This window comes from Sphaerochaeta associata (genome assembly GCF_022869165.1).
In the GTDB taxonomy this organism is placed as follows: domain Bacteria; phylum Spirochaetota; class Spirochaetia; order Sphaerochaetales; family Sphaerochaetaceae; genus Sphaerochaeta; species Sphaerochaeta associata.
On sequence record NZ_CP094929.1, the window covers coordinates 3,357,810 to 3,372,127 of the forward strand.

Sequence of the window (14,318 nt, forward strand, 5' to 3'; positions counted from 1 at the left end):
AATACCAGCCTAAAAAACAAATTCTCCCTGCTTCTGATCCTCTCCGCCCGCGTTTGTTTTCAGCATGGCGAGAAAGGTCTCTTCGTCGACCACCGTCACCCCCAGCGCCCGGGCGCTCTCCAATTTGCTCCCGCCTCCTGCTCCTGCAAGCAGATGCGTGGTTTTTCCGGTAACAGAGCTTACGGTCCGTCCCCCCCGCTTGGTTACTTCCTCCATGGCAAGGGATCGGGGATTGAAGTGCTCAAAAGAACCGGTCACACACCAAACCTGGCCCGAGAAGCTGTCGTCGAGCTTTTGCATCTGCTGATCTCTCTCCTCCATCGCAAGGCCTACGTCCGCAAGACGGGCAATTCTTTGCTGCATGGCGGGGTCGCTCAAGGCTTCGATGTAGAGATTTGCACTCTTTTGACCGATCTGCTTGATTGAGGTAAGCCGCTCGACATCATTGCGCTTTGCAATATCGAGTAGAGCATCCATGCTGGTAATACCATGCGTGATCAGCAGCTCAGCACCTTTTTTGCCCAGCTCGGGAAGGCCAAGCGCAACCAAGACCTTGCGAAACGGTTGGGACTTGCTCTTCTGTACACCCTGCTCGATCAGGCGGATTTTCTTCTCCCCGAAGCCCGCCTGCTCTGCAAGAGCTTTACGATAATCGATGCGGTATATATCATCCACGTCCTTCAGGTAGCCCATCTCTATAAGGACCGATGCGGTTTCGGGACCGAAGCTTTCAATGTCCATCCCATCCTTGCCGATGAAAAACTCGATGCGGCCCCTCACCTGGGCGGGGCAGGCGATGTTCGGGCAGAAGGTATGGGCACCGTGCACTTGCAGAACACTGTTGCAGACCGGGCACTGTGAAGGCATTGTATAGGTGCCTTCAGAAGCCTCGTTCTTCTCGATGACGCGCTCCACAGCCGGGATGACATCCCCGCGTCGTGATATCTCCACCGTGTCCCCGATTCCCAGCTCGAGCATGTTGATGTAGTCCTGGTTGTGCAAGGTGATATTACTGATCGTCGAACCAGCCACCTGTACCGGCGTCACCCGGGCGACCGGGGTGACCCTTCCCGTTCGCCCCACCTGCACATCGATGGACTGAAGGACGGTCTGCGCCTGGGGGGACTCGAACTTATAGGCCAATGCCCATCGTGGGTGATGGCCGGTGTAGCCCAGCATCTCCCTTGCCGACACCGAGTTCACCTTGGCAACCAAGCCGTCGATCTCGTAGTCCAGGGAGGATCGCTTTAGGGTATGCTCCTGGATATAGGAAGCAAGGTCGGAGAAACTTCCACCGAAGCCGGAAAGTCCGGCAGCCTCAAGAGCCTGCCTTGCCTGCACGCCATCCTTGGCAAAGTATCCAAGATTCGGATTGAGCCTGAATCCATAGGAAGCAAGTGTTGAGAGAATCTGCAGATGGTCGCTCTGCACCACATCCTTGGAGAACCCCTCGTAGACAAAAATCTGAAGAGGGACCTTGGCCACTTCGCTGCTCTTGATCCTTCGGATTGTTCCCGCTGCAAGATTGCGGGGATTCGCAAAAGGAACTTCCAAGCTCGCATTCAATGTGGCAAAGTTCGCCTTGGGAAGGTAGATTTCTCCTCGGACAGCCAGATTCGCTTCGGTCGGAAGTCTGAGCGGTATGGATGCTATGGTCTTGACGTTGGCCGTCACATCATTGCCCACCATGCCGTTGCCCCGTGTCACCGCCCGGACAAGCAGTCCATCCTCATAGTAGAGTACAATCGAAATTCCGTCGATTTTTTCCTCGATGACAATCCCCACATCCTCGCCGATTTTCGCCTCGGTCTTCTCAATCCAGGCGAGCAGCTCCCCATCACCGTACGCCTTATCCAGGCTGAGCACCGGAATGGTATGCGCAACTTCGCCGAGGGTCGAGTCGAGGTCGCTTCCCACCCGTTGGGTCGGAGAGTCGGCACGCTTTAGGTGGGGATGTTTTGCCTCCAAGGCAACCAAACGGTCGAAAAGCCGGTCGTACTCCAAATCACTGACCAAGGGACGGTTGTCCACATAGTAGGCTTTCTGATAGGCGGCAAGCTGCTCGGAAAGGGTATGGATTTCTTGTTCAAGTTCATTCATGGCTCTGATTGTACGGCTCTCTCAGCACTCATTGCAAGCCGTGGTTCGGGTTTCTCTCATTGCTTTGATGGTTCGTACATGGTATCTTTCTAAGGCGAGAGAGGGAGGGAGCATGGCAGAGAAAAAACCATCGACAAGCAAGGTGACGGCGCTTCATGGACTGATCGTCACCGCCTCGGTCGATGCCGGCCGGATCGAGGAAATTTCCCTCCCCGAACTGGATGCAAACTTCACCTTGGTGACCACCCGGGACATCCCCGGCACGAACAGGGTCCGCACCCTCGACGCGGCCACACCGCTGCTCACCTCTTCGACCATAAGCTACCATCAACAGCCGATTCTGGCACTGTTCGGCTACGACAGCGAATCTGTACAGCTCAAGGCAAGGGAGATCAACATCTCCTACCAGCTGCCCACGGCTCAGGAAAGCCCGACCGCGGTCATCGAGTCGACTCCGTACACCTACCATTTCGGGTCGCTTGAGAGCATCACCAGCGATACCGACCTTGCCGTGCTGGAGCGCTCCTACCGCTACAGCGGCTCGGACTACCGAAGCAACACCCTCACCCGTATCAGCGTGGAGATGGAAGGTGATATCCTGCACGTCTATACACCCACACAATGGCCCAGTCATGTGCGGGAGACTGTCAGTGATACCACCGCAATCCCCAAGCGCAGGATAGTCGTACATCGCCTCCCCTTCTACGCGCCCCATGACGAGATGCTTACCGCCCCTTCGGCCCTCTGCTCGATCGCCGCCATCGCCTGCTTAAAGGCCGACTGCCCCACCGATCTCATGTGCAAGGTTGAAAGCTTCAGACCCGACCTTTCCATCAAGCGCAAGAGCTGGTATTACAGCGATGGACGGGTCCAGGCGGAAGACATACACGTGCAGGTCAATCAAGGGTGCGAACCGATGTTCAGCGACGAGATGGCCAATCAACTCATCGCAGGCCTGGTTCCTCTCTACCCCCTGCAGGCCTTGAACATCTCGATAACCTTCTCCTCCGGCAACACTCCTCCTTCGCACTTCTTCGGGGACCTCGGGTACGCCGATGCCCTTTCCAGCACCGAGGCCCACTACTGCTCACTGGCAAAGCTTACCGGTTACAACCCCCTCTCATGGAGACTCAAGTTCACCGCAGAGAACACCGGGCACACCCAGGTCATCAGAACCGACAAGTATACCAAGCTCAAGGACCTGATAAACGAATTAAGCACCCGTTGTGATTTCCAGCGTAAGAATGCCGCCTATGAGATGCAGCGCCAGATGCGCGTTAAACTCTCCACCTTCTTCAACTACAGCAGGGGAACCGCCCTGGCCTGCGGCCCGGGGATCAGCGGGTTTTCCAGTGAGTGCCGCTCTCTTCCCCAGCAATCGGTCCAAATCACCCTCAAGCCGAACAACAAGGTAGAGGTGAATACCTCGTTTTACAACAATGGGTCAAGTGCCGAAATCTGGCGGCAGATCATAAGCGAGGAGTTGAGCGTCTCCAAAAGCGACATCTCCTTCATTGAAGACCAAAAGGAGATGCTCGACAGCGGGCCGTCGGTGTTGTCGGCCAACAGCGGGCGCATGCCCCAACAAGTTCTTCGCGCCTGCAACCAGATCAAGGAGAAGCGATTCGTCCAGCCCCTGCCGATTTGTGAAAGCGTGCTCTCGCCCAAGCAACCGGAAACCAAAGGTTCGCTCTTTTTCAGCAACAGCTGGATAGCCCTCATCCTAGAGCTTGAAATCGATGCTGTCCTTCTGCAGCCCTTGGTTCGTTCGGTATGGGTCTCAGTCTCCCTTTCGCGAATATTCGACGAGCAGGTGCTCAAGAGCAAGATCCGCCATACCATCGTCTCCACTCTCAGAGAAGCCGGAGCGTTGCTCTCCCACCGAAGCAGCTTTGAGATCGACATCTCCATCACAAGCGATGGGGAGCAGATATCCTCCTCGGTTACCAGCGCCCTCAAAGGGGTGGTAACCGCAGCCTTCGTCTCCGCCCTCGAACAAGCCCTCGGAACCCCGGTGGCCAAGGTCCCTGTGGACGGAGCAACCTTGCTTGCAGCCATGCGGGGAAAATCATGAAAATAGAATGCACCATCGACGGCAAGGCTCTCTCCCTTTCGGTGAACTCAAACAAGCCTCTTTCCCTGATCCTGATGGAGGACGTGGGAAACAGGACCATCATCAGTCACTGCAGGGGGAATGCATGCGGAAATTGCATCGTTCTTATCAACGATGAGGCGGAGCTCAGCTGCATCATTCCCGCCTTCAGATTGCGGGAAGCCAACATCAAGACCTTTGAAAGCTATCAGAAAACGCGTCAGTACCGGGATATCGAACGGGCATACCAATCCACCGGCAACACCCCGTGCCCCAACTGCTATGCATCCAAGACTTTGATCATCGAATCCATTCTCCAAGAGCTTACCAACAGTACGCGGCTGAAGGCCTTGGGCAGAAACAGTCCTCAGCTCCGAGACGAGAAGCAGAGCGAGGAGAAGCTGGATAAGAAAGCCATCATCCAGGAGCTCAGCCTCAATACCTGCCAATGCATGGACATGTCCGAGATGCTGCAGATTGTGGAAATAGCCCTTACCTACAGGAGGCGCAAGCGTGTACGAAGGAATTAGGTCTCCTGTCATCCATACCCCCAAGACCCTCAGTGAGTTCGCCACCATCGCCTACCGCTATCCATCAGCGGTAATATGGGCGGGCGGCAGTTACCTGATGAGCCAAAAAGAGTACTATCCCAGCGAAATCAAGGACGGCATCATCGACCTCGGATCACTGGAGGAGCTGAAGAAAATCACCCGCAACGACCGATTCGTCGAAATCGGGGCGATGGTTACCGCCAGTCAGCTGCTCTTTGCAGGGAAACTGGTCCTGCCTCCTGTGCTGCAGGAGACTCTGCGTACCCTTGCTTCGCAAATCGTGAGGCGCCAGATCACCGTCGGCGGAAGCCTGTGCGTACCGGACATCCGGCTCGCACTCTCCACAGCCTTGGCGGTACTGGACGCCATGGCCGAAGTCAAATACTATCAAGGCGGAAAGGTTTCCACCCATTGGATCCCCATCGCAAAGCTCTACGACAAGGATGGCAAGCTCCTCCTTGGTTCTCAGAAAGCCCTGCTCACCCGCATCCGCATCGGCCTTGAATACGGTGATTACCAGAAGTTCGTTTGCGTTGAGGACCCTATCCGCAATACCGATGAATGTGTTATAGTTGCCTTCCAGGCAAACCGGTCGCAGAACGCTCTTTCAAAGGTCCAGTTCTGCATCACCTTTCCCAACAAGGCCTTCCATATAAGCAAGGACCTTGAGTCGAAGTTGTCGGGTTTGACCCTCCCGATTCATCCAGAACGGGTCAATACGCTCTCTTATGAGCTGGTAGCCGAATTAACCAAAATGCACTCAGGAATCAGTGAACTGCAACTCGAGCGTGGAAGAAGGATTTTTGAATCCTTCCTGCACGATCTCAATGCCCAGTCCCTCTCATCCTGAGCACGTGGAGCACTGTATACATGTCTGAGCTTGAGTCCGAAATCAAAGTAGAGCAGAGTCGATTCGTCCATCTGCACAACCACACCGACTTCTCCCTCCTCGACGGAGCCGCCCCCATCAGCCGCTACATGGCAAAGGCGAAAAGCCTCGGCATGACGAGCCTGGCCATCACCGATCATGGGAATATGTTCGGCGCATTGCGCTTCTATTACGCGGCCAAGGATGCCGGCATCAATCCGATCATCGGTTGTGAATTCTACTGCAATCCACCCTCTCATACCGAGCGCCCCGCCCCCGGCGGTCGAAAACCCAATCAGTACCACCTCATTCTCCTTGCAATGAACGAGAAAGGCTACCACAACCTGATGGAGCTCAACTCCATCTCGTACACCCAGGGGTTCTACTTCAAGCCCCGCATCGACGACGAGCTTCTGGTAAAATACAACGAAGGGCTCATCTGCCTTTCTGCCTGCCTGGGTGGGGAAATCCTGCAGCACCTGCTCAACGACCAATACGACAAGGCAAAGCAACGCGCACTTTGGTTCTCTTCGGTTTTCGACGACGGACGCTACTATCTGGAAATGCAGGACCACAACCTTGCCGAGCAGAAGCGCACCAACCCCCTGCTCAAGCAGCTCAGCGATGAGACCGGCATCCCCCTCGTCTGTACCAACGACATCCACTACATAGAAAAGGATGACGCCAATGCCCAGGACCTGCTGCTCTGCGTAGGCACCAACTCCAAAAAGAACGATCCGGATCGCATGCGGTTCCCCAACCAGGAATTCTACATGAAAAGTGAAGAGCAGATGACCTCCCTCTTCAGCTGGTGTCCTGAGGCTGTGGAAAATACCAGCAGAATCGCCGAGCGATGCAACCTCGAAATTCACCTCCCAGGCCCGCTGTTGCCCGACTTCGATGTTCCCCGGGGCTTTGAAGGCCCGGCGGCGTATTTGCGCCATCTCTCCCATGAAGGGTTGAAAAAGCGGTATAAACACGTCACCGAGGATTTGACAAAACGGTTGGATTATGAGCTGGATGTCATCATTAACATGAAGTTCGAGGGGTACTTTCTCATCGTCATGGACTACATCCAGTGGGCGAAGCAGCACGACATACCCGTCGGACCGGGGCGTGGATCGGGTGCAGGATCCTTGGTTGCATACTCCATCGAAATTACCGATGTCGACCCGATCAAGTACAACCTCCTGTTCGAACGATTCCTCAATCCCGAACGGGTGAGCATGCCCGACTTCGATATCGACTTCTGCTTCGAACGAAGGCAGGAGGTCATCAACTATGTAACCGAGCACTATGGAACAGAGCGGGTCGCCCAGATCGCCACGTTCGGAACCCTGAAGGCCAAGGCCGTCGTCAAGGACGTCGCCCGAGTTCTGGATATTCCCTTCGACGAATCGAACAATATCTGCAAACTCATCCCCGACGACCCCAAAATGACGCTCGCCAAGGCGTTTGAACAGAATAAGGAACTGGTTGAACTGGAACAGAAAGGCGGCGTATATGCCGAGCTGTTCGATGCAGCACGACGTCTGGAGGGTTTGAACAGGCATACATCAACCCACGCAGCCGGAGTGGTCATCGGCAAGGAGGAGCTGGTAAACTATGTCCCGCTCTATCGTGATGCCAAAACCGGTGCCATCTCCACCCAATACACCATGGATCTCATTGAAGAGTGCGGCCTGGTGAAAATGGACTTTCTGGGACTGAAGACCTTGACCCTGATCAAGCACACCGAGGACCTGATCCACAAGAAGGATCCAAACTTCACCAGCACTGCAATCGATGAGGAGGACCCCAAAACCTTTGAGATGCTCTGTCGGGGGGAGAGCACCGCCGTCTTCCAGTTTGAAAGCCAGGGAATGCAGAACATCCTCAAAGAGGCAAAACCCTCCAATATCGAGGACCTGGTCGCCCTCAACGCCCTCTATCGTCCCGGCCCGATGGCCTATATCCCACAGTTCATCAACTGCAAGCTTGGCCGCCAACCCATCACCTATGCAAACCCGGAGTTGGAAGAGGAGCTGAAGACCACATACGGGGTCATCGTCTATCAGGAACAGGTCATGAAGGTGGCCCAGATCATTGCCGGCTACTCGCTTGGCAGTGCTGATATTCTCAGGCGCATCATGGGTAAGAAGAAAGTCGCCGCACTTGAGAAGGAGAAGGTGAAGTTCATAGCCGGGGCGAAAGCCCTCGGTCGCAGCGAGCAGCATGCCGCAGAAATCTTCGAGATGCTCGAGCCCTTCGCCGGGTACGGTTTCAACAAGAGCCATGCGGTGGCCTACTCGGTCGTAGCGTACCAGACCGCCTTCCTCAAGGCAAACTACCCAGCCGAGTTCTGGGCGGCCAACCTGACCAACGAGATGAACAGCCCCGACAAGTTCAGCGAGTATCTGCAGGTGGCGAAGGACCAAGGCCTTGAGATCCTTCCCCCTTCGGTCAACTACTCGGACAAGCACTTCTCTGTTGTGGACGGCAAGATCGTCTACGGCCTTGCCGGCATCAAGAATGTCGGGGAGGGGGTGGTCGAGCTGTTGGTGCAGGAACGGGAGAAGAGCGGCCCCTACAAGGACCTGCTGGACTTTTTGACCCGACTCGAGGCGAAGGCCATGAACACCAAGCTGTTGGAATCTCTGATCAAGGCGGGAGCCTTCGACAGCATGGGAACCAACCGCCCCACCTTGTTGGAAAACCTCAGCGATGCCATCGTTTATGTACAAAAGCGCAAGGAGGCAACCGCCTTCGGTCAGATTTCCCTCTTCGACGAGGAGACGGAAGCCTCGATGGAGACCTTCAGCATGAAACCGGTCGAGGACTGGAAGCTTCCTGAAAAACTGGAAATGGAGAAAGGCCTTTTGGGTTTCTACATCTCAGGCCATCCCTTGGATGCCTTTGCTCAAGCAATAAACCAGCGGGTGACGGCCAACACCGCCCACTTGGAGACAATCGGGTTCAACCGGCCCACCAACATCATTGCCATGGTCAGCTCGATCAGGCCCTTCACCACCCAAAAGGGAGGTATCATGGCCTTTTTACAGCTCACCGACCGCAATGCAACCTTCGATGCAACCTTGTTCCCCAAGATTTTCGAGCAGTATCGTGACATGCTGCATGTCGATGGCATCTATGGATTTGTCGGTAAATTCGACAACTCCAGAGGCAATGATAAAATTTCCTATCTGATTGAACAGATATTCGAGGATCCCAACCAGTTGGCCCCGATTGCCGTTTCGCGTTGCCACATTGAGTTGGAGAAGTCCTTTTGCAGTACTGAACAGATTTCCCATCTGAGGGACACCTGCCTCACCTATGGAGGTAGCTGCAGCGTCCTGCTCCACTTCAAGACCGAAGGGGAAAGCATGCCCCTGGTCGTCGAGTGCGGCCGAGAATTCTCGGTCCGGTACTGCGATGAGATTGAAACGGCGGTGAAGGAAAATCCCTCGGTGCTGAATATTTGGTTCGACTAATGGGAAAAAGTTCTGTATCTTGGACAGTGGAGGAACAATATGAACCAAACCTACTATGACAGCGGGGTTCCCATCCTACCGGCAGCATCCAATGTCTTCATGACCATTGCCTCGATTGCCGCTTCCCTGCTCTCCTTCTATTCGCTTCTGATCTGGCTCAGGATTGTTCTTACGTGGATCCGCATCCCCGGCCAGTTGCAGGAGAATCCGCTCGCCGCCCTTCTGGGCAAAATCGTCGACCCCTACCTCGCGTGGTTCAGGGGGATCAGCAGCCTTAGGCGAAGTCGGTTGGACCTCACCCCGCTCGTGGCCCTTGCAGTCCTTTCGGTGGTCCAGTCGATGCTTCGCCTCTATGGGTCCTACGGCAGCTTGACGGTGGGCATGGTCGTTGCCTTGGTGCTGCAGACGCTCTGGTCCTACCTGCTCAGCCCCGTCTTCTGGTTCTTGATCATCCTCTTGGGCATACGCCTTGTTTTCTGTTACAAGCGCAGCCCGGGAGTCATCGGGTACATCTCCATGCTCGATTCCATGATCGGCGGAGTACTGAACTGGGTGCAGAACCTCTTCTATCCCAAAAAGTCAATCAACGACCGACAGCTGATCATCACAAGTCTGGTCTTCTTCATCGCCGCCTATATCGGATCTTCTCTGCTGCTGCGTTTCATGGTGGGATTCTTCGCCAAGCTCGGATTCTGATCCATGGCGTACGTCCGCGGCCTGAAAACCAGTATTACCGAACTCGGTGGAGTCGGGCCTGCCGCAAAGGCAGGCTATGCCGAACTTGGCATCACCACCTACAGCGACCTGCTCCTGCTCTCCCCCAGATCCTGGGAGGATCGCAGTGAAGTACACCCGCTGGGTTTGGTTGAAGACTCCCAGATGGCCAATACCCTGGTCGAGGTGCTCTCCCACTCCTATTTTGGCATGAGAACGGGCAAAAAGCGGACCTTGAAGATTATTGTCCGCGATGTCTCAGGACTCGGGGACGGCCGGCTCAGCCTGTTGTGTTTCGGACGCAACTTTCTGGAAAAAACCATCAAGGTCGGGCGGATCTATTACTTGTACGGCAGCGTCAACCGCAACCGTGGCGAGCTGCAATGCTCCCAATTTGAACTCTATCCGGCCACCGAGGATGGCGATTTCCCCAAACAGTTCGGACAGATCCTTCCCATCTATCCCCTGCGCGGCTCGCTGAGCCAGCGTCTTATCAGAGCAAACATCAAGGCAGTGCTGGCAACTGTCGACAGATTTGAACAGGAGCTGCCCACCTCCCTGCGCGAACGGTACCACCTCATGGATACCGACCAGGCAATCAGAACCTACCACTTCCCCCCCTCGGTGGAAATCCTGCACCAAGCACGCAGGACCCTGGCCCTGACCGAGCTTTTCTACCTGCAGCTGGTGACCAGAAGGCATAAAAGCCTGGAACAACGCAGTGCACGGACTGGGCCGAGCATTCCCACCAAGCTGGAGTTGAAGTGCATCGAAACACTGCCCTTCAGCCTGACGGTCGACCAGCTGGCCAGCCTGAAGGAAATCCGCAAGGACCTGGACAGTGATGTCCCCATGAACCGACTGTTGCAAGGCGATGTCGGCAGCGGAAAGACCTTGGTGGCTTGGATCAGCGCCCTGCACGTCCTCTCCCAGGGAGCTCAGGTGGCCTTCATGGCCCCCACCGAACTTTTAGCCCGACAGCATGCAGAATCGGGGGCTGCATTGTTGGAAAAACTTGGAATCAGACTGGCCTTTTTGACCGGTTCGGTCAAAAACAAGGAACGCAGGCTCCTGCTTGAGGCCATCAAAGACGGAGAAGTCGATATCATCATCGGCACCCACGCCCTCTTCTCGGCCGAGGTTGTCTTTCGCAACCTCAGGTATGTCATCATCGACGAGCAACACAGATTTGGAGTCGAACAGCGCCTTGCCCTTCTGGAGAAAGCCCAAGTTCCCGACCTGCTGCTCATGACCGCCACCCCGATTCCCCGCACCCTTTCGCTGACCGTATTCGGAAATCTCAACGTTTCCACCCTCAAGACCATGCCGGCCGGCCGCAAGCCGGTCATCACCCATCTGGTCAATGAGCAGAGCCGCAAGCGCATGTACCAGGCGGTGGGGGTCGAGTTCCAACGGGGGCACCAGGCGTATTTCGTCTACCCGCGCATCGATGACAGCGGCGAGAGCGACCTTCGCGATGTCACAAACATGTACGAATTCCTCAAGGATGAATACCCTGCCGTCCCCTCGGCCTTGATCCACAGCAAGCTTGATGAGGAGGAGAAGGTCCGTATCCTCAAGGAGTATCAGGCAGGCAGGCTCTCCTACCTGGTATCCACCAGTGTGGTCGAGGTCGGAATCGACATCCCCAATGCCACGTGCATGGTCATCGAGCATGCCGACCGCTTCGGACTTTCGGCGCTGCACCAGCTGCGTGGACGTGTCGGACGATCGGAGCTGCAGTCCTACTGTTTTCTAGTCTTCGGAAATGACCTGACCGATGAGGCGAAACAACGATTGAAGGTGATGAAAGAGTCCAACGACGGCTTCTTCATCGCCGAGCAGGACCTGCTCATCCGAGGACCGGGCGAGATAACGGGCACAAGACAGTCGGGCTACCTCAAGCTCATCTATGCTTCGCTGACCGACGACCTGCCGCTTATCGAGATAGCCAGAAACGAAGCAGATCTCCTGTTGGAGCACGATCCGGGGTTGCTGTTGGTCGAGCATGAACCGATCAGGGCCGTCCTTGCCAATGCCCCTCCCTTTGAAGAAGAGCACAAAGAGGCATGAAACGGCAACTTGCACAAGTGTGCTCAGGTTACTATCATCAAGGAGCGAGGTGAAACGTATGCGCATAACCGGAGGAATCTATCGCGGAAGGACAGTTGCCTGTCCCCCGGGAATCATAAGACCTGCAATGGACATGATGAGGGAGTCGCTGTTCTCAATCCTGGGAAACCTGGAGGGAAAGAGCTGGCTGGACCTGTTCACCGGCAGCGGTTGCGTCGGTATCGAAGCTGCAAGCCGGGGAGCGGCTCCTGTGCATCTGGTGGAGAAGGACCGGCTCAAGAAATCCACCATCATAGAGAACATCAGTATGGTGGAGAGCGAGATCACTCTTTTCATGGCGGATGTCCATCGATTCATCCCAACCGCCAAGCGTCAGTACGACATCGTCTACGCCGATCCTCCATTCCCCATGCAGGGAAAGGTCGGACTCGCCCAATCGGTGGACAAGCAGAAGCTGCTCTCCGATGGAGGGCTTTTCATCATCCACTACCCCTCCGAGGAAAAAGGCCAGTGGCCCGAGCAGGTGGGGAACCTGGTTTGCTACGACCAGCGTAAATACGGCAGAAGCACCCTTCGTTTCTATAAGAATACCCAAAATGCGGGAGAACAGCATGAAATCTGACCTTGTCCTGATCGATGAAAACAACATAGCACACAGCACATTCACCACGTACAGCTATGAGACGGATTGTTTCTCTGAAGCCCGATTGGCTTTTTATTTCCAGATTGTACAGGAGGCGGCGGGCATGCATGCAGCGATGCGCGGCTGCTCGATTCCCGATTTGCATAAGGAAGGAAAGACGTGGGTCATCACCCGCAGCAGCATGGAGATCGAGCGATATACCTGCTGGCCCGAGGTGATCAAGGTCCAGACCTGGGCGCAGGAGCCGATCAGGCTGCACCTCCCTCGTGTGGTCAAGGGCTTTGATGGTGCAGGCAATCCGCTTTTTACCGCCAAGACCCATTGGGCCATCATCGACCTGGACAATGGCAGACCTCTGAGGCCCATGGATATGTCACTGCGTATCGGACTTCCCCCCGCCGATGATGAAATGCATCGGCTGGACATGACGCTCCCCAGGAGGCAGGAAGACGAGAGCCTTGAGCTGCTGTGCACCTTCAAACCGATCATTGCATATCTGGATACCGACCGGAACCTTCACGTGAACAACATCTCATACCTCAACTGGGCTCTGGAAAGCCTTCCTTCGGCGTTCCGCAACCGCTGTAAGGTCTCATCGGTCGATGTATCCTATCTCAGGCAGACATTCCTTGAGGATGATTTGATTGTCTCCACCTATGCTCCCCGGAAAGAAGCCCTGTTCAGTGATGAACCGACACTGCAGCATACGATCGTGCGCAAGGAGAAGGATGGAACATCCACCTCGGTGTGGCAGGGAACGACAACCTGGAAACGAAGGGAAGAACTCAGATAAAGACTTTGCGAAGCGTGGGATCCTTGCCCAGCAACAAGCCTATGGACTCACGAACAAGGAAGAGGCCGTTCTTGGAGTTGGCGCTGTAATAGCAGTACCAGCAGCCCTCCTCACTCTTGTAATGCACATCACAACCGACGATATAGCGGCTCGCCCAACCCGATTGGGGGGGGACGAGCACCGGGGAGCGGAACGAGGGCTTGAAAACAAGCCCGTCGGTACTTTCCAGTTGCAACAGCATGCTGGTGGTCTTCGCCCGCTTCTTGTCCCAGTACATGGCACACTCAAAGCCTACATACCCGTCATCGGTCTTCACCACCTTGATGCTTCCCACCGCCATGTTTCGATAGGGGTCGTCGGCATAGGGTGAGAGCAGAGGCTCCCCCTCGTTGGCCAAGGCATACGGACCCTCCAAATTGCTTGAAAGAGCCATTGCGAAGTGTCTGCTTGTCTTTTGCTTGGTATCGGGGAGCAACAGGTGCGAGGCGCCGAAGTAGAGGCGGTAGCCCTGCTCCGTCTTGATGAGCTGGGGACGGGAGATGCGCGGTTTCTTCAACCCATCCTTGGCAAAGGGAACCGTTCGGCTGTCCAGAAGGATTTTGGGTTCACTGAACAGAATCAGGTCGGTCGAGGAACGCATTTCAAAGCGGCTGTAGGTTATCTTCTCCTGCTCCCTTCGTCTGAACCGTCCTTTTCGGATGGGAGGCAGGGAGGCATTGTGCTTCTCATACATCAGGTAGTAGATGCCGTCCTCATGGTATATGAAGGGGGAATGGCCCCTGAGCTCGATCATCTTCTTGGGCTCCCAACTGATCCCGTTCTCACTGATGAAGTGCTCGATTCCCACCCAGGTGTGGCCGAACAGATGCCATTTGCCGTCCGGGCTCTCCTCGGGGAACAGGAAGCATGGATCGCAGAGCCGGCTCATATACCACTGGCTGCGAATGACAGGCTCATCGCTGAACGGATACCACGAGATTTTCGAAAAGGTGGAGAGGGAGAGGGCCATCGGAC

Annotated in this window: 10 protein-coding genes; 8 read left to right on the forward strand and 2 right to left on the reverse strand. The window is 55.4% G+C overall.

Features of this window, described 5'->3' with window-relative positions; genetic code table 11:
• Positions 1-9: 9 nt before the first annotated feature.
• Positions 10-2,100 carry an NAD-dependent DNA ligase LigA gene (ligA, locus tag MUG09_RS15580; RefSeq protein WP_244772353.1) on the reverse strand — a complete coding sequence of 697 codons (2,091 nt, stop codon included), beginning with the start codon at positions 2,098-2,100 and terminating at the stop codon, positions 10-12.
• Positions 2,101-2,212: 112 nt separating this feature from the next.
• Here ligA and MUG09_RS15585 point away from each other — a divergent pair, with 112 nt between their 5' ends.
• From MUG09_RS15585 to MUG09_RS15620, 8 genes are read left to right on the forward strand one after another with little or no spacing between them, the layout of a single operon-like run.
• A complete protein-coding gene (locus tag MUG09_RS15585) occupies positions 2,213-4,174 on the forward strand; it encodes a molybdopterin cofactor-binding domain-containing protein (protein ID WP_244772354.1) in 1,962 nt (653 codons plus the stop codon).
• Complete coding sequence (locus MUG09_RS15590) at positions 4,171-4,722, forward strand: 2Fe-2S iron-sulfur cluster-binding protein (RefSeq protein WP_244772355.1); 552 nt, start codon at positions 4,171-4,173, stop codon at positions 4,720-4,722. Before MUG09_RS15585 ends, MUG09_RS15590 begins: the two co-directional genes overlap by 4 nt.
• Positions 4,706-5,593 (forward strand): FAD binding domain-containing protein, encoded by an 888-nt coding sequence (locus tag MUG09_RS15595; RefSeq protein WP_244772356.1) that lies wholly within the window; start codon positions 4,706-4,708, stop codon positions 5,591-5,593. Before MUG09_RS15590 ends, MUG09_RS15595 begins: the two co-directional genes overlap by 17 nt.
• A 20-nt stretch (positions 5,594-5,613) precedes the next feature.
• Complete coding sequence (dnaE, locus tag MUG09_RS15600; RefSeq protein WP_244772357.1) at positions 5,614-9,081, forward strand: DNA polymerase III subunit alpha; 3,468 nt, start codon at positions 5,614-5,616, stop codon at positions 9,079-9,081.
• Positions 9,082-9,120: 39 nt separating this feature from the next.
• On the forward strand, positions 9,121-9,777 hold the full coding sequence (locus MUG09_RS15605; protein ID WP_244772358.1) for a YggT family protein: 657 nt from the start codon (positions 9,121-9,123) through the stop codon (positions 9,775-9,777).
• 3 nt (positions 9,778-9,780) lie between these two features.
• On the forward strand, positions 9,781-11,868 hold the full coding sequence (gene recG, locus MUG09_RS15610) for an ATP-dependent DNA helicase RecG (protein ID WP_244772359.1): 2,088 nt from the start codon (positions 9,781-9,783) through the stop codon (positions 11,866-11,868).
• On the forward strand, positions 11,831-12,490 hold the full coding sequence (rsmD, locus tag MUG09_RS15615; protein WP_280529409.1) for a 16S rRNA (guanine(966)-N(2))-methyltransferase RsmD: 660 nt from the start codon (positions 11,831-11,833) through the stop codon (positions 12,488-12,490). Before recG ends, rsmD begins: the two co-directional genes overlap by 38 nt.
• On the forward strand, positions 12,480-13,304 hold the full coding sequence (locus MUG09_RS15620) for an acyl-[acyl-carrier-protein] thioesterase (protein ID WP_244772361.1): 825 nt from the start codon (positions 12,480-12,482) through the stop codon (positions 13,302-13,304). The genes rsmD and MUG09_RS15620 overlap by 11 nt, the downstream gene beginning before the upstream one ends.
• Here MUG09_RS15620 and MUG09_RS15625 read toward each other — a convergent pair.
• Positions 13,297-14,313 (reverse strand): glycoside hydrolase family protein, encoded by a 1,017-nt coding sequence (locus MUG09_RS15625; RefSeq protein WP_244772362.1) that lies wholly within the window; start codon positions 14,311-14,313, stop codon positions 13,297-13,299. The two genes, MUG09_RS15620 and MUG09_RS15625, sit on opposite strands and share 8 nt — an antisense overlap.
• Between the last annotated feature and the right edge of the window lie 5 nt (positions 14,314-14,318).